This window comes from Pseudonocardia sp. SID8383 (assembly GCF_009864975.1).
GTDB lineage: Bacteria > Actinomycetota > Actinomycetes > Mycobacteriales > Pseudonocardiaceae > Pseudonocardia > Pseudonocardia alni.
On sequence record NZ_WWFY01000839.1, the window covers coordinates 1 to 18,617 of the forward strand.

Annotated in this window: 17 protein-coding genes; 10 read left to right on the plus strand and 7 right to left on the minus strand. The window is 73.5% G+C overall.

Annotated features, from left to right (window positions below):
• Positions 1 to 104: 104 nt before the first annotated feature.
• Complete coding sequence (locus tag GTW08_RS20020; protein WP_073574811.1) at positions 105 to 755, minus strand: TetR/AcrR family transcriptional regulator; 651 nt, start codon at positions 753 to 755, stop codon at positions 105 to 107.
• 103 nt (positions 756 to 858) lie between these two features.
• Between GTW08_RS20020 and GTW08_RS20025 the strand changes: the two genes are divergently transcribed.
• On the plus strand, positions 859 to 2,253 hold the full coding sequence (locus GTW08_RS20025) for a sigma 54-interacting transcriptional regulator (RefSeq protein WP_073575308.1): 1,395 nt from the start codon (positions 859 to 861) through the stop codon (positions 2,251 to 2,253).
• A complete protein-coding gene (locus GTW08_RS20030) occupies positions 2,246 to 4,204 on the plus strand; it encodes a vWA domain-containing protein (RefSeq protein WP_073574812.1) in 1,959 nt (652 codons plus the stop codon). The genes GTW08_RS20025 and GTW08_RS20030 overlap by 8 nt, the downstream gene beginning before the upstream one ends.
• Positions 4,205 to 4,337: 133 nt before the next feature.
• On the opposite strand, the gene GTW08_RS20035 is transcribed toward GTW08_RS20030, so the two are convergent.
• The 3 genes from GTW08_RS20035 to GTW08_RS20045 form a co-directional block, all read right to left on the minus strand.
• Positions 4,338 to 5,216 (minus strand): NAD(P)H-binding protein, encoded by an 879-nt coding sequence (locus GTW08_RS20035; RefSeq protein ID WP_073574813.1) that lies wholly within the window; start codon positions 5,214 to 5,216, stop codon positions 4,338 to 4,340.
• Between the two features lie 95 nt (positions 5,217 to 5,311).
• Positions 5,312 to 6,058, minus strand: coding sequence for a transporter substrate-binding domain-containing protein (locus GTW08_RS20040; protein ID WP_073575309.1), 747 nt, complete (start codon positions 6,056 to 6,058; stop codon positions 5,312 to 5,314).
• A 44-nt stretch (positions 6,059 to 6,102) separates the two neighbouring features.
• Positions 6,103 to 6,978 (minus strand): LysR family transcriptional regulator, encoded by an 876-nt coding sequence (locus GTW08_RS20045; RefSeq protein ID WP_073575310.1) that lies wholly within the window; start codon positions 6,976 to 6,978, stop codon positions 6,103 to 6,105.
• A 79-nt stretch (positions 6,979 to 7,057) separates the two neighbouring features.
• Here GTW08_RS20045 and GTW08_RS20050 point away from each other — a divergent pair, with 79 nt between their 5' ends.
• The 4 genes from GTW08_RS20050 (at position 7,058) to GTW08_RS20065 (ending at position 9,973) form a co-directional block, all read left to right on the plus strand.
• The gene (locus tag GTW08_RS20050) at positions 7,058 to 8,050 is read left to right on the plus strand and encodes a bile acid:sodium symporter family protein (RefSeq protein WP_237454010.1); all 993 of its coding nucleotides are present in this window, start codon (positions 7,058 to 7,060) and stop codon (positions 8,048 to 8,050) included.
• Positions 8,047 to 8,226 (plus strand): hypothetical protein, encoded by a 180-nt coding sequence (locus GTW08_RS20055; RefSeq protein ID WP_073574815.1) that lies wholly within the window; start codon positions 8,047 to 8,049, stop codon positions 8,224 to 8,226. Before GTW08_RS20050 ends, GTW08_RS20055 begins: the two co-directional genes overlap by 4 nt.
• Positions 8,227 to 8,314: 88 nt before the next feature.
• Complete coding sequence (gene mshC, locus GTW08_RS20060) at positions 8,315 to 9,553, plus strand: cysteine--1-D-myo-inosityl 2-amino-2-deoxy-alpha-D-glucopyranoside ligase (protein WP_073574816.1); 1,239 nt, start codon at positions 8,315 to 8,317, stop codon at positions 9,551 to 9,553.
• A gap of 57 nt (positions 9,554 to 9,610) precedes the next feature.
• Positions 9,611 to 9,973 carry a DUF2237 family protein gene (locus GTW08_RS20065; protein WP_073574817.1) on the plus strand — a complete coding sequence of 121 codons (363 nt, stop codon included), beginning with the start codon at positions 9,611 to 9,613 and terminating at the stop codon, positions 9,971 to 9,973.
• Between the two features lie 139 nt (positions 9,974 to 10,112).
• Here GTW08_RS20065 and GTW08_RS20070 read toward each other — a convergent pair whose 3' ends face one another.
• On the minus strand, positions 10,113 to 11,270 hold the full coding sequence (locus tag GTW08_RS20070; protein ID WP_073574818.1) for an MFS transporter: 1,158 nt from the start codon (positions 11,268 to 11,270) through the stop codon (positions 10,113 to 10,115).
• A gap of 13 nt (positions 11,271 to 11,283) precedes the next feature.
• Positions 11,284 to 12,174, minus strand: coding sequence for a PAC2 family protein (locus GTW08_RS20075; RefSeq protein WP_062395159.1), 891 nt, complete (start codon positions 12,172 to 12,174; stop codon positions 11,284 to 11,286).
• Between the two features lie 138 nt (positions 12,175 to 12,312).
• On the opposite strand from GTW08_RS20075, the gene metH reads away from it, so the two are divergent.
• From metH to hisG, 4 genes are all read left to right on the plus strand, one after another.
• Positions 12,313 to 15,969 carry a methionine synthase gene (gene metH / locus GTW08_RS20080; RefSeq protein ID WP_073575311.1) on the plus strand — a complete coding sequence of 1,219 codons (3,657 nt, stop codon included), beginning with the start codon at positions 12,313 to 12,315 and terminating at the stop codon, positions 15,967 to 15,969.
• Positions 15,962 to 16,663, plus strand: coding sequence for an HAD family hydrolase (locus GTW08_RS20085; RefSeq protein ID WP_073574819.1), 702 nt, complete (start codon positions 15,962 to 15,964; stop codon positions 16,661 to 16,663). The genes metH and GTW08_RS20085 overlap by 8 nt, the downstream gene beginning before the upstream one ends.
• A gap of 165 nt (positions 16,664 to 16,828) precedes the next feature.
• Positions 16,829 to 17,092 (plus strand): phosphoribosyl-ATP diphosphatase, encoded by a 264-nt coding sequence (locus GTW08_RS20090; protein WP_062395155.1) that lies wholly within the window; start codon positions 16,829 to 16,831, stop codon positions 17,090 to 17,092.
• A 53-nt stretch (positions 17,093 to 17,145) separates the two neighbouring features.
• Positions 17,146 to 18,030: an ATP phosphoribosyltransferase gene (hisG, locus tag GTW08_RS20095; protein WP_073574820.1), complete on the plus strand. Its 885-nt coding sequence runs from the start codon at positions 17,146 to 17,148 to the stop codon at positions 18,028 to 18,030.
• Positions 18,031 to 18,132: 102 nt separating this feature from the next.
• On the opposite strand, the gene GTW08_RS20100 is transcribed toward hisG, so the two are convergent.
• On the minus strand, positions 18,133 to 18,617 hold a 485-nt coding region (locus tag GTW08_RS20100; protein ID WP_161152378.1), incomplete at its 5' end, for a thioesterase family protein.

Below are 18,617 nucleotides of genomic sequence, written 5' to 3' on the forward strand. Positions count from 1 at the left end.
CGGGTCGCCCGCGGTCCGGGCGCGCACCGCGAGGTCGGCCCGCCGGGGCCCGAAACGGGCGGCGAGGGCGTCGCGGTCGGGCGCGCCGGGGGATCGGGTGGCGGTCACGGGAACCGGTCCTCCTGGGTCTCGTGCGGGGTCTCCTGCGGGACGGCGTGGTCGTCGTGGGTGGTGAGCCCGGCTCCGGCGAGCAGCCGGGCCATCCGGGCCCGCAGCTCGGGCTCGCCCGGCGGGACGGGGGCGAACACGGCCAGCGCGGACAGCCCGAAGACCCCGGCGAACAGCTCGCGGGCCCGTTCCCGGTTCCCGACGTGGTCCTGGATGAGGTCGACCAGCGCCGCGTCGGGTTCCGCGGCGGCCGGGCCGGTGGCGGTGCCGCCGTGGCCACGGGCGACGCGGACGCGCAGCTCCAGCATGGTCAGGAACACCGGGCGGCGGGGGCCGAGCAGGTCGACCAGGTAGGCGGTGCAGGCGTCGAGCAGGGTCAGGTCACCGGAGCGGGCCCGGCGGGTCAGCTCGCCCAGCCGTGCGACGGCGTCGTGCTCCAGCTCGACGGCGACCGCCTCCAACAGCGCGTCGAGGGTGCCGAAGTGGTAGGTCGCCGACGCGGCCGACGCACCGGCGCGGTCCGCGACCTGGCGCAGCGTCAGCCGGTCGAAGCCGTGCGCGGTGACGACGTCGACGGCGGCCCGCACCAGCGCGCGACGGGTGTCGGCGCCGCGTCGTCGTCGCCCGTCGGGGGTGGGATCGGCCATACCGACAAACTATCTGTACAACCAGACAGATTCTAGTCCGGTCCGCGGAACACGGTTCCGCGACGACGCGCTGCAGTCCGGAACCGGGCGTAGCGTGGAGATCGTGCCCGTCACACCTGACCTTCCCCGTACCGTCGGTGCGCTGCGTGCGTCCGGTCACGTACAGCGACCCGTGAAGCACGAGATCCGCGACAACCTCCTGGCGGCCCTGCGCGAGGGCCGCGACCCCTGGCCCGGCATCGTCGGCTTCGACGACACCGTCGTCCCGCAGCTCGAGCGGGCGCTGCTCGCCGGCCACGACCTCGTCCTGCTCGGTGAGCGGGGCCAGGGCAAGACCCGCCTGCTGCGGTCGCTGGCCGGCCTGCTCGACGAGTGGACCCCCGTCATCGAGGGCTCCGAGATCGGCGAGCACCCCTACGAGCCGATCGTGCCCGCCTCGATCCGGCGCGCCGCCGAGTTCGGCGACGACCTGCCGGTCGCCTGGGTGCACCGCGACCACCGCTACACCGAGAAGCTCGCCACGCCCGACACCTCGGTCGCCGACCTGATCGGCGACGTCGACCCGGTCAAGGTCGCCGAGGGCCGCTCGCTGGGCGACCCCGAGACCATCCACTTCGGGCTCGTCCCGCGGTCCCATCGCGGCATCGTCGCCATCAACGAGCTGCCCGACCTGGCCGAACGCATCCAGGTCGCGTTGCTCAACGTGATGGAGGAGCGCGACATCCAGGTCCGCGGCTACACGCTGCGGCTGCCGCTGGACGTGCTGCTCGTGGCCAGTGCGAACCCCGAGGACTACACCAACCGCGGGCGGATCATCACCCCGCTCAAGGACCGGTTCGGCGCCGAGGTCCGCACCCACTACCCGCTGGAGCTGGCCCCCGAGGTCGAGCTCGTCGCGCAGGAGGCCGACCTCGTCGCCGAGGTGCCGCGGCACCTGCTCGAGGTCGTCGCCCGGTTCACCCGGCACCTGCGCGACTCGTCCGCGGTCGACCAGGGCTCGGGGGTATCGGCCCGGTTCGCCGTGGCCGCGGCCGAGACCGTCGCCGCCGCGGCGCTGCGCCGTGCCGCGCTGACCGGCGAGGAGACGGCCTACGCCCGCCCGGTCGACCTGGAGTCGGTCCCGGCCGTGCTCCGCGGCAAGATCGAGTTCGCGTCGGGGGAGGAGGGCCGCGAGGACGAGGTGCTCGAGCACCTGCTGCGCCGCGCGACCGCCGACACCGCCCGCTTCGCGCTGCGCGGCGTCGACCTCGACGAGCTGGCCGTGGAGGTGTCCACCCGCCCGGTCCGCACCGGCGAGCGCATCCCCGCCCGCGACGTCGTCGCCGCCCTGCCGCGGGTCGACGCGCTGACCGAGATCGCCGCGAAGCTCGGCGCCGCGGGCACCGAGGACCCGGGCCCGATGGCCTCGGCCGCGGAGCTGGCGCTGGAGTACCTGTTCCTGACCCGCAAGCTGGCCAAGGATGAGTCCGACGACGGTGACACGGTGTCGTATGGCTGATCCCCGGCGTCGTCGCCGCCGGTACGCCTACGGCCCCTACGCCGGCGGGCCCGACCCGCTGGCGCCGCCGTACGACATCCGGGCGGCGATGGACCAGATCGGCCGCGACGTCATGGAGGGCTCCTCGCCGCGTCAGGCGCTGCAGGAGCTGCTCCGTCGTGGCCTCGACGGGCGGCGCGGGCTCGACGACCTCACCCGCCGAGTGTGGGAGCGGCGCCGGGACCTGCAGCGCGACAACCGCATCGACGGGACGCTGCAGGAGGTCCGTGAGCTGCTGCAACGGGCCCTCGACGCCGAGCGCGAGGCGCTGGGCAACGAGGACTCCGACGACGCGCGGTTCCGCGAGATGCAGCTCGACGCCCTGCCGCCCGACACCGGCGGCTCGGTGCGGGAGCTGAATGAGTACGACTGGCGCTCCTCCGACGCCCGCGAGGCCTACCAGGAGATCCGCGACCTGCTCGGCCGGGAGCTGCTCGACCAGCGCTTCGAGGGCATGAAGCAGGCCATGCAGAACGCCACCCCGGAGGACGTCGAGCGGATCAACGCGATGCTCGACGACCTCAACGACCTGCTCGACCGGCACGCCCGCGGCGAGGACACCACCGAGCAGTTCGCCGAGTTCATGGGCAAGCACGGCGAGCACTTCCCGGAGAACCCGCAGAACACCGAGGAGCTGGTCGACGCGCTCGCCGCCCGGGCCGCCGCGGCCCAGCGGATGATGAACTCGATGTCGGCCGAGCAGCGCGCCGAGCTGGCCGAGCTGGCCCAGCAGGCGTTCGGTGACCCGCGGCTGTCGGAGTCGCTGGCCCGGCTCGACGCCCAGCTGCAGGGTCTGCGCCCGGGCGAGGACTGGTCGGGGGAGGGCGACTTCCGCGGTGAGAACCCGATGGGCATGGGCGAGGCGACCCGCGCGATGGAGGAGCTGGGGCAGCTCGACGCCCTGGCCGAACAGCTCGCGCAGAGCTACCCGGGCGCGCGCATGGAGGACATCGACCTCGACGCGCTCACCGAGATGCTCGGCCCGGAGGCCGCCGCCGACGCCCGTACCCTGGCCGAGCTGGAACGCGAGCTGCAGCGCCAGGACCTGTTCCGCCGCGCCCCCGACGGCTCGCTGATGCTCTCGCCCAAGGCGCTGCGGACACTCGGGCAGTCGGTGCTGCGCGACGTCGCCGACCGGATCTCCGGGCGGCAGGGGCAGCGCGACACCCGGCGTGCCGGGGCGGCGGGCGACGCGACCGGGTCGACCCGGCCGTGGGCCTTCGGCGACACCCAGGCCTGGTCGGTGCCGCGGACGCTGCTCAACGCCCAGCTGCGCCGCGCCGGCGGCGACGACCGGGCACTCGACGTGTCCGACGTCGAGATCGTGGAGACCGAGCAGCGCACCCGGGCTGCGGTGACGCTGCTGGTCGACACGTCGTGGTCGATGGTGGCCGAGGGGCGCTGGGTGCCGATGAAGCGCACCGCGCTGGCGCTGCACCAGCTCATCTCCACCCGGTTCCGCGGCGACGACCTGTCGCTGATCACCTTCGGGCGGCACGCGCAGACCGTGGACCTGGCCGAGCTGATCGGGCTGGAGGGCGTGTACATGCAGGGCACCAACCTGCACCACGCGCTGCTCCTGGCCCGGGAGCGGCTGGCCCGCCAGCCCGACGCGACGCCGGTCGTCCTGGTGGTGACCGACGGCGAGCCGACCGCGCACCTGGAACCCGACGGCGAGGCGTTCTTCGACTACCCGCCCAGCCCGCACACGCTGCGGGCGACGGTGGACGGCCTGGACCGGCTGATCGGGATGGACGCGGCGTTCACGTTCTTCGTGCTCGGTGACGACCCGGGGCTGCTGTCGTTCGTGAACCGGCTCGCGCGCCGCGCCGGGGGACGGGTGGTGCAGCCCGACCTCGACGGCCTCGGCGCGGAGGTGGTCTCGGACTACCTGCGCCGCCGCACCGGCTGACCGCGCGGCGACCCGTCGCGTGCCCCGGCACCCCACGCGTGGGTCGCCGCGGTACGCGACGGGGCGCCGCGGCACGTGACAGGTCACCGTGGGACACGACGGGACGCTGCGGGTACCCGGTGGACCCGTGGGATCAGGCGGGACCGGGGGGCAGGTGTTCCGCGGCCCAGGCGCGCAGCGTCGTGGGGGTCGTCGACACCGCGTCGCGGCGCTGCTCGGCGAGGTACCCGGGGGCCGAGAGACGCTCGGCCATCCCGGCGACCGCGTCGATCTCCGGTGCCGTCATGCCGAGGCCGGCCAGCATCGACCGGAACCCGTCGCGGGGCAGGTGCGCCGCGCGGACCGGGTGGCCGAGTACCCCGGTGAGCACTGCCGCGGCGTCGTCGAACGTCAGGTCCGCCGGCCCGTGCACGGCCTGCACCAACCGCCCCGACCACACCGGCCCGAGCAGCCGCACCGCGGCGACGGCGGCGACGTCACCGGGCGCGACCCAGGGCAGCGGGTGGTCGAGCGGCCACGGCGTCGACAGCGTCCCGCCGGCGATCTCGTCGGCCGACATCAGCAGGTTCGACATGAAGTAGCCGCACCGCAGGTGCAGCACCGGGGCGCCGGTCGCGTCGAGCGCCTGCTCGGTCGCGGCCAGGCCGTCGATGTCCCCGGCGCCGCGGCGCAGCTCCGCGCCACCGCTGCTCTGCAGCACCGTCGCGCCGATCCCGTTGCGGCGCACGGCCTCCGCGACGACTGCGGCGCAGGCTCCCTGGTGGGCGAGCGGGTCGGTGCCGGGCGGTGCGGGCGGGTTCACCCAGTACAGCCGGTCCGCGCCGAGCGTGGCGCCGACGACGGCGTCGGCGTCGGTCTGGTCCGCGACCACCGGCTCGACCAGCCCGGCGAGGTCCGGGGGCAGCCGGGCCGGGTCGCGGAGCAGGGCCACCGGGTGCAGCCCGGCCTGTACGAGCAGGCGCACCAGCAGGGAGCCGACGGTGCCGGTCGGTGTCGTCACCACGATGCGCATGCCCGCACCGTCGCACAGGGGGCCGACAGCCACACCCGTTCCCCGGCGGCCACACCTGGCGTGACGGGTGTGGCCGCCCGGCAGGGGGTGTGGACTCAGCCGAGCCAGGGGCGGGCGAGGCGGTCCCAGGTGCCGTCGGTGCGCGCCGCGCGCAGCCAGGTGTTCACCCGCTCGGTGAAGGACGGGTCGCCGGCCGGGGTCAGGTAGGCCTTCTCCGACGTGGTGAACGGGGCGTCGGGGTGCACCGCGCAGAGCACCCCGGGGTGCTGTGCGGCCTGCCAGCGGGTCTCGATCGCGTCGGTGACCATCAGGTCCGCGCGGCCGGCCACGATCTCGTCGAAGATCGTGGAGTTGTCCGGGTGGTCCACGATCGTCGCGCGGGTGAAGGTCTCCCGGGCGAAGCGCTCGTTGGTCCCGCCCGGGTTCACCACGACCCGGACGCCGGGCCGGTCGATGTCGGCGACCGTGCCGTAGCGGGCGACGTCGGGGCAGCGCGCGATCGGCGTCTTGCCGTCGCGCAGGTAGGGCTCGGTGAACACGGCCCGCTCCGCGCGGTCCGGGGTGACCGAGACGCCACCGACGGCGATGTCGCAGCGCCCGGCGACGACGTCGTCGAGTAGGGTCGCCCAGGTCGTGCGGACCAGCTCCGCGCGAGCACCGAGCTCGGCGGCGAGGTCGCGGGCCATGTCGACGTCGATCCCGGACCAGGTGCCGTCCGCGGCCAGTGCGGTCAGCGGCCGGTAGTCCCCGGTGGAGCAGACCCGCAGCACGTGCGACGACGCGACCCGGTCCAGCGTCGGGGACCCCGGTGCGGCGGGCGAACCGCACCCGGCGACCAGCATCGCGAGCAGCAGGACGATCGGCAGGCGGCGCACGGCCCGGGACCCTAGCCGCCGTTCGGGGGTGTCCACGACTCCGGACGGAGGTCTGCGGTGCGGATGCTGCGGACCAGCGCCTCGGCCGGGTCGCTGCGCCGCCGTCCGTGCGCGAGCACCAGCTCGACCGGGCCCAGCTCGGGCAGCCCGGCACGGTCCCCGACGACCTCCAGCCCGTCGGGGACCAGCGTCGCGGCGTGCGCGAGCACACCCAGACCGGCGAGGGCGGCGGCCCGCAGGCCGGACAGGCTGCCGCTGGTGCAGGCCATCCGCCACGGCCGCCCGACCGCCTCCAGGGCCCCGACGGCGGCGGTGCGCGACAGGCTCGGCGGGGGGTAGGCGACGACCGGTACCGGGTCGCCGGGGCCGAGAGGAAGTCCGGGCGCCCCGACCCAGACGAAGCGGTCGCGGCGGACGACCAGCCGGCCGTCGTCGGGGCCGGGGAGGCGCTTGGCGAACATCAGGTCCAGCTCCCCGGCGTCGAGGCGGTGTTCGAGCCCGCCGGCCAGACCGACGGTCAGCTCCAGGTCGACCTCGGGGTGGCGGCGGCGGAAGTCCGCGAGCACCGCGGGCAGCCGGGTCAGGACCAGGTCCTCCGACACCCCGAACCGCACCCGGCCGTGCACCCGCGACGCCCGGAAGTGGGCCATCGCCCGGTCACCCGCGTCGAGGATGGTGGCGGCGAACTCCAGCATCGCCTCGCCGTCGACGGTGAGCGACACCGAGTGGGTGTCGCGGTCGAGCAGCGGGCGGCCGACCGTCGCCTCCAGGCGCCGCACGTGCTGGCTCACGGTGGACTGTCCGACGCCGAGCGTGGCGGCGGCCCGGGTGAAGCTGCGGGCACGCGCGACGGCGGCGAACGACCGCAGCTGGACGGGGTCGAGCATCCGGTCATCATAGATCGCGGACACAGTCATGGTGATCAGTTGGTTTCCCGATGGGCGGACGGCTTGCAGGATGGAACCCATGCGAGTCCGTCCCGATCCGTTCCTGGTGTTGCTCCTCGTGACCGTCGGCGTCGCGTCGCTGTTCCCCGCGCGCGGCGCGATGGTCGGGGTCGTCGACGTCGCCGTCACCGCCGCGATCGCCCTGCTGTTCTTCCTCTACGGCGCCCGCCTCTCCGCCGCCGAGGCGCTGGGCGGGCTGCGGAACTGGCGGCTGCACGGCACCGTCCTGGCGGCGACGTTCGTGCTGTTCCCACTACTCGGCCTGTCGGTGCTGCTGCTGCCGGAGTGGCTGCTGCCCGCGCCGCTCGCCGCCGGCGTCGTGTTCCTGTGCTGTCTGCCGTCGACCGTGCAGTCCTCGATCGCCTTCACCGGCATCGCCCGCGGCAACGTGCCCGCCGCGATCGTCGCGGCGTCGGTGTCGAACGTGCTCGGGGTGGTCCTCACCCCTGTGCTGGCCGCGCTGCTGCTGGCCACCAGCGGCGGGTTCGACGCGTCGAGCTTCGGTGACATCGCGCTGCGCCTGCTGGTGCCCTTCCTCGCCGGGCAGGCCGCACGGCCGCTCATCGGCCGGTTCGTGGCCCGGCACAAGAAGCGTCTGTCGCTGGTGGACCGCGGGTCGATCCTGCTCGTCGTCTACGCCGCGTTCAGCGAGGGCGTCGTCGCCGGGATCTGGGGACGGCTCACCCCGGTCTCGCTGCTCGTGCTGCTCGGGATCTGCCTGGTGCTGCTCGCGCTGGCGCTCGTGGTGACCTCGCTCGGGGCCCGCGCGCTCGGTTTCGACGACGCCGACCGCATCGCGATCGTGTTCTGCGGGTCGAAGAAGTCGCTGGCCAGCGGGCTGCCGATCGCCGGTGTGCTGTTCGGCGGCCCCGCCGGGGCGCTGGTGGTGCTGCCGCTCATGCTGTTCCACCAGATCCAGCTGATGGCGTGCGCGATGATCGCCGACCGGGTCGGCCGGCGCCGCGCGGCGCTCGACACCGACCAGGCCGCCGGAGCACCATCGCGGGCGTGACGCCGTCCGCCTGCCGTCTCTGCGACGCCCCCGGTCCCGACGACGCCGGGGTCGCCGCCGTCGCGGGCTGGGCGACCGACCGCGACGAGCGCGACCGCGACGGCCGGCTGTGCCCGGCCTGCGCACGCAGGCACGTCCGCGACATCGAGGCCAAGCTCGACGTCGAGTGGTGGTGACCGGCACCCCGTCCCGCACCGGAATCTGCGACGGACGCCGCGCGTTCGCATGCGTGACCGCTTCCGAGAGCTAGGTAGGTTTGACCGCATGGAGACCTGGGCCCCGACCGACGTCCCGGCACTGGAGGGCAGCGGCCCGCCGCTGCGCCTGCACGACACCGCCACCGGCCGGGTCCGGCCCACGGCGCCGGGCCCGGTCGCGACGATGTACGTCTGCGGGATCACCCCCTACGACGCGACCCACCTCGGCCACGCCGCCACCTACCTGACGTTCGACCTGGTCAACCGCTACTGGCGCGACCTCGGCCACGACGTGCACTACGTCCAGAACGTCACCGACATCGACGAGCCGCTGCTGGAGCGCGCCGAGCGCGACCAGGACGACTGGGTCGTGCTGGGCCTGCGCGAGACCGCCCTGTTCCGCGAGGACATGGAGGCGCTGCGCGTTCTGCCGCCCCGCCAGTTCGTCGGTGCCGTCGAGGCGATCCCCGAGATCGCCGAGCTGGTCGAGAAGCTCGTCGCCGCCGGCGCGGCCTACCGGATCGACGACCCGGAGTACCCCGACGTCTACCACGACGTGACCGCCACCGGGCACTTCGGCTACGAGTCGAACTACGACCTCGACACCATGCTGAGGTTCTCCGCCGAGCGCGGCGGCGACCCGGACCGGCCGGGCAAGCGCAACCGGCTCGACCCGCTGCTGTGGCGCACCGCGCGCCCCGGCGAGCCCGCCTGGGACTCCGGCCTCGGCCGCGGTCGCCCCGGCTGGCACGTGGAGTGCGCCGCGATCGGCCTGAACCGGCTCGGCCCGCAGATCGACCTCAACGGCGGCGGCTCGGACCTGATCTTCCCGCACCACGAGTGCGGCGCCCTGCACACCGAGTCCCTCACCGGTGAGCACCCGTTCGCCCGGCACTACGTGCACACCGGCATGATCGGCCTCGACGGCGAGAAGATGTCGAAGTCCAAGGGCAACCTGGTCTTCGTCTCCAAGCTGCGCAACGCCCGCGTGGACCCGAACGTCATCCGGGTCGCCCTGCTCGACGGGCACTACCGCACCGACCGGTCCTGGACCGACGAGGTGCACGCGAAGGGCGACCGACGGGTGACCCGCTGGCGCGAGGCCGTCGGCCTCGACGCCGGGCCGGACGCGGCCGAGCTGGTCGCGAAGCTGCGGACCCACCTCGCCGACGACCTCGACACCCCCGGTGCGCTCGCCGCCGTCGACGCCTGGGCCGAGGAGGCGCTCACCCGCCGCGGTACCGACACCGCGGCCCCGCAGCAGGTGCGCACCGCGCTGGACGCGCTGCTCGGGGTGACCCTGTAGCCGGTCCGGTACCCGTCCCGACCGGCAGGGCGGGCGCCCGGCCGGGAGACTCCACGGATGGCCCTCAACGTGCTGGGCGGTGAGCTGGAGACCTGCGGGACCGATCCGCTCACCGGCTTCTACCGCAACGGATGCTGCGACACCGGGGGCGAGGACGCGGGCGTGCACACCGTCTGCGCCCGCGTCACCGCCGAGTTCCTCGACTTCTCCCGCGAGCAGGGCAACGACCTGACGACCCCGAACCCGCGGTTCGGGTTCCCCGGCCTGGTGCCGGGGGACCGGTGGTGCCTGTGCGCGAGCCGCTGGGCCGAGGCGCTGCGGGAGGGCGCCGCACCGCCGGTGGTGCTCGAGGCGACGCACGCCCGCACCCTCGAGTGGGTCGACCTCGACGACCTGCGGGCGCACGCCGCGCGGCACTGACCGGCTCGCCCGGTCAGGGACCGAGACCCGCCGCGCGTGCCCGGTCCGCGGCGTCGACCCGGTGCGCCACACCCGGGTCCCGGCCGGGAGGGTCGATCCGTCCCGGCCCGTCGGGACGATCGGTGCGTCCCGGGCCGGGTCAGGACGGTTCCGGGGGCCCGGATCCGTCCGGGCGGCGCCGGGTGCGGACCCCGGTGAGCACCGTCGGCACCCCCGCGGCGAGCAGCGCCGCCGGCACGAGGAATCCCGCCAGCGGATCTGCGTGGTAGACCGGCGTGACCACCACCGGCGACGCCGCGGTCCCGGCGAAGCGCACCGCCTGCACCACCGACACCGCGCCGCCGCTGTTCGGTCTGCCCGACCCCAGGACCAGGGCGTTCACCCCGACGAGGATCAGCTGGCTGCAGATCCCGCCCAGTGCCCAGAGCGCCACGACGACGCCCAGCACCGGCACGGCGCCGATCAGGGCGACCAGCACCCCGCCGCCGATCGCGCCGGTCAGGACGCAGCGCCGCGGCCCGACCCGGTCCACCGCGCCACCGATCAGCCGAGCGGTGAGGATCCCGGCGATGCCGAGCGCGGTCAGCACCAGCCCACGCGGCCCGGCACCGAGCCCGAAGAACTCCTCCAGCCGCAGCGCGAGCAGGAAGTTGAGCCCGGCGAGGCAGCCCCAGCCCAGCCCGGCGACGAGCCCCAGCCGCAGCACCGGCCCGGTCCAGGCCGACCGCAGCCGGGGGCGTTCCCCGGCGTGCCCCCGGGACTCGCCGGACGGGATGCCCACGACGGCGAGCAGCAGAGCCACGGCGGCGGCTCCGCCGAACGCCAGCCGCCAGTCCACCTCGGCGCCCAGCCCGCCCACCAGCGGCGCCGAGGTCTGCCCGGCCGCCTGCAGCGACCCGAACCAGCCCAGCGCCCGGCCGAGCCGGTCCGGCTCCACCGCGGCGGCCAGCGCCGCCAGCAGAACCGGGGTGGTGAACGCGTTCGCGACACCCTGCAGCGCCCGCCCGGCCAGGAAGACCGGCCAGGACACCGCCAGCACGCAGGCCAGCGAGGCGACGACGTAGAGCGCGTACCCGGCGACGACGGTGCGCCCCCGTCCCCAGCGGTCTCCGAGGGTGCCCGAGACGAGCATGACCCCGGCGAACGGCAGCAGGTACGCGGTGATCGACACCGACGCCGTCGCCGTCGGGACGCCGAAGTCGGCGCCCAGCTCCGGCAGCATCGCCGCGGTCAGGCCACCGCCGAAGGGCCCGAGGAAGGCGCCCAGGTACAGCGCCGCCCGGCGCAGCGCCACCACGAGCCGCGGCCCGTCAGGAGTTGGGGCCGCGGCGGCGCAGGTAGCGCTCGAAGTCCGCCGCGATGGAGTCCCCGGAGGTCTCGCGCAGCTCGGTGCGGGCCTCCTCGTCGTCGGACTCCGAGGCCTGCTCCTCCAGCTGGCGCACGTACTCGCGGACCTCGTCGTCGGCGTCGGCCATCTCCGACACGGTCCGCTCCCACTCCTCGGCCTTCTCCGGCAGGACGCCGAGCGGCACCTCGACGTCGAGGGACTCCTCGATCCGGTGCAGCAGCGCGACCGCGGCCTTCGGGACCTGGGCCTGCGAGACGTAGTGCGGCACCTCGGCCCAGTAGGAGACGGCCGGGATGCCGGCCTGCACGCAGGCCTGCTGGAAGACCGCGACGATCCCGGTCGGGCCCTCGTAGTTCGACGGCTCGGTGCCCATCGCCTTCTGCGACTCCGCGTCCCAGGAGGTGCCGTTCACCGGCGTCGGTCGGGTGTGCGGGACCTCGGTGAGCAGGGCTCCCAATGTGATGACCTTCGTCACGCCGAGACGCTCCGCGTGGCCCACCAGTTCCGCGCAGAACGTCTTCCAGCGCAGGTTCGGCTCGATCCCGTTCACCAGGACGACATGCCGGTCGGTGCCCGGCAGCGTCGCCCACGACAGCCGCGTGGTCTGCCACTCGATCCGCCGGGTGACGCCGTCGGAGAGCTTGACGTGCGGGCGCGTGACCTGGAAGTCGTAGTATTCCTCGGGATCGATCGAGGTCAGAGGCTTCGCGTCCCAGCTGAGCTCGAGGTGCTCCAGCGCGGTGCTCGCGGCCTCACCGGCGTCGTTCCAGCCCTCGAACGCCGCGATGAGGACCGGGTCGACCAGGTGCGGAGTGCTGTCGCCGCCCGTGGTGCTCGGCTCTCGGTCGGTCATCGCCCCAGCCTACGACCCCGCGGGCGCACGGCCGGGTTCCCTCCCCGTCACCAGGTACCGTGGTTGATCGTGTCAGCTACGACGGGAGCGGATCACTCGGTGGGCATCTCTTCGGACGACCACAGCACGACCCGCCCGATCGACCCCGAACGGGTCGATCGAGCGGCCCGGCGGACCGAGCAGCTGACGGAGCTGCTGGGTCGGCGCATCGGCGTCATCGACGGGGCGTGGGGCACCGTCATCCAGGGCCTCGGCCTGACCCCGGAGGACTACTCCGCGGACTGGCTGCACGGCCACCCCAAGGACACCAACGGCGACCCGGACCTGCTCAACCTCACCCGTCCGGACCTGATCCTCCAGGCGCACCGCAACTACTTCGACGCGGGCGCCGACCTGACGACGACCAACACCTTCACCGCGACCACGATCGGCCAGGCGGACTACGGCCTGGAGTCGAAGGTCGACGAGATGAACGTGGCCGCGGCGCGGCTGGCCCGCGAGGCCGCCGACGAGGCCGAGAAGGCCACCGGCGAGCCCAAGTGGGTGGCCGGCTCCATCGGTCCGCTGAACGTCACGCTGTCGCTGTCGCCGAAGGTCGACGACCCCGCCTACCGTGCGGTGTCCTACGAGCAGGTCTACGACTCCTACGCCCAGCAGATCGCCGCGCTGGACTCCGGCGGCGTCGACGTCCTGCTGATCGAGACCATCTTCGACACGTTGAACTCGAAAGCCGCGTTGCAGGCCGCGCACGACGTCGCCCCGCACCTTCCGGTGTGGATCTCGGTGACCATCGTCGACCGCTCCGGGCGCACCCTGTCCGGGCAGACCGTCGACGCGTTCTGGACCTCCGTGCGCCACGCCGCGCCGCTCGTCGTCGGGCTGAACTGCGCGCTGGGCGCCGACGAGATGCGCCCGCACGCCGTCGCGCTCGCCGAGATCAGCGACGCGTTCGTCGCGACCTACCCCAACGCGGGCCTGCCGAACGCCTTCGGCGGCTACGACGAGACCCCCGAGCAGACCGCGGACTTCCTCAAGGAGTTCGCCGAGTCCGGGCTGGTGAACATCGTCGGCGGCTGCTGCGGCACCGGGCCGGAGCACATCCGCCACATCGCCGACCGGGTCAAGGGGCTGCCGCCGCGGGTGCCGACCGAGGCCCCGCAGCGCACCCGCTTCTCCGGCCTGGAGCGCTTCGAGATCGGCCCCGACACCGGGTTCGTGATGATCGGTGAGCGGACCAACGTCACCGGCTCCAAGCGGTTCCGCAGGCTCATCGAGTCGAAGGACTACAACGGCGCGCTCGACGTCGCGCTGGACATGGTCCGCGGCGGCGCGAACATGCTCGACGTCAACATGGACGCCGACCTGCTCGAGTCCGCCGACGAGATGCGCACCTTCCTCAACCTGCTGGCCACCGAGCCCGAGGTCGCCCGACTGCCGATCATGATCGACAGCTCGCGGTGGTCGGTGATCGAGGCGGGCCTGCAGTGCGTGCAGGGCAAGGGCGTCGTCAACTCGATCAGCCTCAAGGAGGGCGAGGAGCCCTTCCTGGAGCAGGCCCGCAAGGTCAAGGCCTACGGCGCGGGCGTGGTGGTCATGGCCTTCGACGAGACCGGCCAGGCCGACACCGCCGACCGCAAGGTCGAGATCTGCGGCCGCGCCTACGACCTGCTCGTCGAGAAGGCCGGGCTCGACCCGCACGACATCATCTTCGACCCGAACATCCTCGCCATCGCCACCGGCATGGAGGAGCACAACGACTACGCGAAGGACTTCATCGAGGCCTGCCCGCGGATCAAGGAGCGCTGCCCCGGCGCCCACATCTCCGGTGGTGTCTCGAACCTGTCCTTCGCCTTCCGCGGCAACAACGTCGTCCGCGAGGCCATGGACTCGGCCTTCCTGTTCCACGCCATCAAGGCCGGCCTGGACATGGGGATCGTCAACGCCGGCCAGCTCGCGGTCTACCAGGACATCCCGGCCGACCTGCTCGAGATGGTCGAGGACGTCCTGTTCAACCGCCGCCCCGACGCCACCGACCGGCTCGTGGAGAACGCCGACCGGTTCAAGGGCGAGGGCACCCAGCGCAAGGTCGACCTGTCCTGGCGGGAGGCCGACGTCCGCGCCCGCCTGTCGCACGCGCTCGTGCACGGCATCGTCGACTTCGTCGAGGCCGACACCGAGGAGGCCCGCGCGCAGGCCACGCGGCCGCTCGACGTCATCGAGGGCCCGCTGATGGACGGCATGAAGGTCGTCGGCGACCTGTTCGGCGACGGCAAGATGTTCCTGCCCCAGGTCGTGAAGTCCGCCCGCGTCATGAAGCGCGCCGTCGCCTACCTCGAGCCCTTCATGGAGAAGGAGAAGGAGGAGGCCAAGGCCCGCGGCGAGATCGACGCCCGCGGGCACGGCAAGGTCGTCATGGCCACGGTCAAGGGCGACGTGCACGACATCGGCAAGAACATCGTCGGGGTCGTGCTGGGCTGCAACAGCTACGAGGTCATCGACCTCGGCGTGATGGTGCCCGCGCAGACCATCCTCGACACCGCCGTCGCCGAGGGCGCCGACGTCGTCGGGTTGTCCGGCCTGATCACCCCCTCGCTCGACGAGATGGTGAGCGTGGCCACCGAGATGGAGCGGCGCGGCCTGAAGCTGCCGCTGCTCATCGGCGGGGCCACGACCTCCCGCCAGCACACCGCGGTGAAGATCGCCCAGCAGTACCAGGGCGACGTCCTGCACGTCCTGGACGCCTCCCGGGTCGTCGGGGTCGTGTCGGACCTGCTCGACGACGACCGCGCCGAGGTCCTGTCCCGGCGCAACGACGCCGACCAGCAGCGGCTGCGCGAGCAGCACGAGGGCCGGCAGGCCAAGCCGCTGCTGCCCTTCGCCGACGCCGTCGCCAACCGCGAGAGCATCGACTTCGGTGAGCTGCCCGTCCCCGAGTTCACCGGGGTCCGCCCGTGCGAGCCCACGATCGCCGAACTCCGCGAGCTGATCGACTGGCAGTTCCTGTTCCTGGCCTGGGAGCTGAAGGGCAAGTTCCCGCAGATCCTGAACTCGCCCGTCGCCAAGGAGCTCTACGACGACGCCAACGCGCTGCTCGACCAGATCATCGCCGAGGACCGGTTCACCGCCCGCGGCGTCTACGGCTTCTGGCCGGCCCGCGCCGAGGGCGAGGACATCGTGATCTCCCCCGACGGCGGTGACGTGCGGCTGCCGATGCTGCGCCAGCAGACCGTCAAGCCGAAGGGGCGGGCCAACCGCAGCCTCGCCGACTACGTGGCGCCCGACGGGGACCACCTCGGCGCGTTCGCGGTGTCCATCCACGGCGCCGAGGACATGGCCGCCGAGTTCGAGACCGCGCTCGACGACTACAAGGCGATCATGGTGAAGGCGCTGGCCGACCGGCTCGCCGAGGCCTTCGCCGAGTACGCCCACCGGCAGGCCCGCCGCGAGTGGTTCGAGCCCGACGCGAACCAGGCCGTCGAGGACCTGCACGCCGAGCGGTTCCGGGGCATCCGTCCCGCGTTCGGCTACCCGGCCTGCCCGGACCACACGCTCAAGCGGCCGCTGTTCGACCTGCTGGGCGCCGAGGAGACCGGCGTGGGGCTCACCGAGTCCTTCGCCATGACCCCGGCGGCCGCGGTCAGCGGCATGATGTTCGCCCACCCGGAGTCGCGGTACTTCACCGTCGGCCGGATCGGGTCCGACCAGGTCGCCGACTACGCCGGCCGGCTCGGCGTGGACGTCGCCGTCGTCGAGAAGTGGCTGCGCCCGAACCTGGGGTACACCCCCGATGCCTGAGCCGACGACGACCCGGCCCGCGGGCGTGCTGCTGGACATGGACGGCACGCTGATCGACTCGGAGAAGGTGTGGGAGGTCGCCCTCAACGACCTCATGAAGCACCTCGGCGCCCCGGAGCTGAGCCTCGAGGCCCGGCTGGAGTCCGTCGGCGGCTCGCTCGACTCGTCGCTGCGGATCTGCTTCCGGGAGGCCGGGCGCGACCCCGGCACGATCCCCGCCGACGAGTACCGCGAGACCGGCGAGTGGCTCTACGACCGCGCCGGGGAGCTGTTCTCCCACGGCGTGCCGTGGCGGCCCGGTGCCCGGGAGCTGCTCGGCGCCCTGCGCGAGGCGGGCATCCCGACCGCGCTCGTCACCAACACCATCCGGGTGCTGGTGGAGCGGGCGCTGGGGACCCTGGGCCGGGAGCACTTCGCCGCCGTCGTGCCCGGCGACGAGGTGCGCGAGCCCAAGCCGCAGCCCGAGCCCTATCGGCGCGGCGCCGAGCTGCTCGGGGTCGAACCGCGCGACTGCGTCGCGGTGGAGGACTCGCCGACGGGTGCGCTGTCGGCCGAGCGGGCCGGCTGCGCGGTGCTGGTGGTGCCCTGTGAGCTCGAGGTGCCCGCCGGTCCGCGCCGGGTGCTGCGCGAGACCCTCGCCGGGATCGGGCCGGCCGAGCTCGGGGCGGTCCTCGCGGAGGTCCGGGCCCGCTGAACGGCCCAAGGGCCGGTGTGAGCGGGCCGTTCGCGGCGACGAGCGGCACCCCGACCTGGTCTTGCTCACTCCGGGTGAACCATCCGGCGCGGTCCGTTGCCCACACGGCTTACCGCCCCGGATGCGCCCGGCGTGCGGCGTGGGTCACCGTTCACACTGGTACCCGTGAAGACATTCGACGACTTGTTCGCCGAGCTGCAGGCCAAGGCCCAGGAGCGGCCGGCCGGTTCGGGGACCGTCGCCGCGCTGGACGCCGGGGTGCACGCCCAGGGCAAGAAGGTGCTCGAGGAGGCCGGTGAGGTCTGGATCGCCGCCGAGTACCAGGGCGACGACGAGCTGGCCGAGGAGATCTCGCAGCTGCTGTACCGGCTGCAGGTGATCATGCTCCAGCGGGGGCTCACCCTCGAGGACGTGTACAAGCATCTGTAGGTCGACCCGACCCACCGACACCACCACCGACGACGACCGTCAGGAGAGCGGAAATGCTCCGCGTGGCACTGCCGAACAAGGGCACCCTGGCCGAGCCCGCCGCGACGATGATGCGCGAGGCGGGGTACCGCCAGCGGACCGACTCGCGCGACCTCAGCGTGGTCGACGACGAGAACGAGATCGAGTTCTTCTACCTGCGGCCGAAGGACATCGCGACCTACGTCGGCAAGGGTGACCTGCATCTGGGCGTCACCGGCTTCGACCTCATGGAGGAGTCGGGCAGCCAGACCCAGGAGATCATCCCGCTCGGCTTCGGCAAGTCGCGGTTCCACTTCGCGGCCCCGGCCGACGCCGACTGGAAGATCGAGGACCTCGACGGCCGCAAGATCGCGACGTCCTACCCCCGTCTGGTCCGCTCGTACCTCTCCGGCAAGCGGATCGGCGCGGAGATCGTGAAGCTCGACGGCGCGGTGGAGATCTCCATCCAGCTGGGTCTGGCCGACGCGATCGCCGACGTCGTGTCCTCCGGGCGCACGTTGCGCCAGCACGGTCTGCAGATCATCGGCGAGGCCATCGCCACCTCGCAGGCCACGCTCATCGAGCGGGAGAAGCGGCACGACCGCGCCGAGGACGCCGAGACCACCCGCCTGAAGAAGGTCTTCGCCGACCGGCTGCAGGGCGTCGTCGTGGCCCGCGAGTACCTGATGATGGACTTCGACTGCCCGGAGGGGCTGCTGGAGGCCGTGGAGAAGGTCGCACCGGGCCTGCAGGCGCCGACGGTCTCGCCGCTGTCGAAGAAGGGCTGGGTCGCGGTCCGCACGATGGTGCGCACCAAGGACACGAACCGCGTGATGGACAAGCTCGCCGACATCGGCGCCACCGCGATCCTCACCTCGGAGATCCGGTCCTGCCGCGCGATGACGGTCAACGGCCACTGAGCCCACCCCGTCCGACGTCCGTTCCCCCCACGGCGGCCCGCCCCGGTGACTCCGGTGGCGGGCCGCCGTCGTGCGGCCGGGGCGGTGCCGGCGGCCGTACGGCTAGCGGGCCCGGACGGTCAGGGCCTGGGCGATCCGGCCGGTGTGCCCGTCGTCGTCGAACAGGGTGGCCGAGCAGGTGCCCAGCCCGTCCGGCCCGACGACGGTCGCGGCGTCGACGCCGATCCACTCGCCGGCCGGGGCCCGGTGCAGGTGCACCGTCAGCTCGGTGTTGACGAACAGCCAGCGCGTCACGTCCAGCGGTGCGGCGAGCCCGTTCGCACAGTCCGCGGCGACCATCAGCCGCTGCGCCGGGCTCGGATCCTCACCCTCGACGAGCGGGACCCGCATCCGGATCCAGCCGCGCCCCGGGCCCTCGTCGCCGAGGCTGCCCCCGTCGAGCCAGGCCCACTCGATCGCGTCGAGGAACCCGGGCAGCCAGCCGTCCGGCCGCTCGGCGCGCACGACGGCGGCGTCCCGCCCGGGCAGCGCGGCTGCATGCCCCTGCGCGACGACGGCGGTGTCGGACGCGGCGAGCCGCCAGGCCC

Coding starts and splice junctions, on each gene's coding strand:
- GTW08_RS20035 (WP_073574813.1), bottom strand. CDS start 5,216: ATGCGCATCGTGGTGACGACACCGACCGGCACCGTCGGCTCCCTGCTG.
- mshC (WP_073574816.1), top strand. CDS start 8,315: ATGGAGACCTGGGCCCCGACCGACGTCCCGGCACTGGAGGGCAGCGGC.
- GTW08_RS20030 (WP_073574812.1), top strand. CDS start 2,246: ATGGCTGATCCCCGGCGTCGTCGCCGCCGGTACGCCTACGGCCCCTAC.
- GTW08_RS20020 (WP_073574811.1), bottom strand. CDS start 755: ATGGCCGATCCCACCCCCGACGGGCGACGACGACGCGGCGCCGACACC.
- GTW08_RS20045 (WP_073575310.1), bottom strand. CDS start 6,978: ATGCTCGACCCCGTCCAGCTGCGGTCGTTCGCCGCCGTCGCGCGTGCC.
- GTW08_RS20075 (WP_062395159.1), bottom strand. CDS start 12,174: ATGACCGACCGAGAGCCGAGCACCACGGGCGGCGACAGCACTCCGCAC.
- GTW08_RS20065 (WP_073574817.1), top strand. CDS start 9,611: ATGGCCCTCAACGTGCTGGGCGGTGAGCTGGAGACCTGCGGGACCGAT.
- GTW08_RS20040 (WP_073575309.1), bottom strand. CDS start 6,058: ATGCTGGTCGCCGGGTGCGGTTCGCCCGCCGCACCGGGGTCCCCGACG.
- GTW08_RS20050 (WP_237454010.1), top strand. CDS start 7,058: ATGCGAGTCCGTCCCGATCCGTTCCTGGTGTTGCTCCTCGTGACCGTC.
- GTW08_RS20085 (WP_073574819.1), top strand. CDS start 15,962: ATGCCTGAGCCGACGACGACCCGGCCCGCGGGCGTGCTGCTGGACATG.
- hisG (WP_073574820.1), top strand. CDS start 17,146: ATGCTCCGCGTGGCACTGCCGAACAAGGGCACCCTGGCCGAGCCCGCC.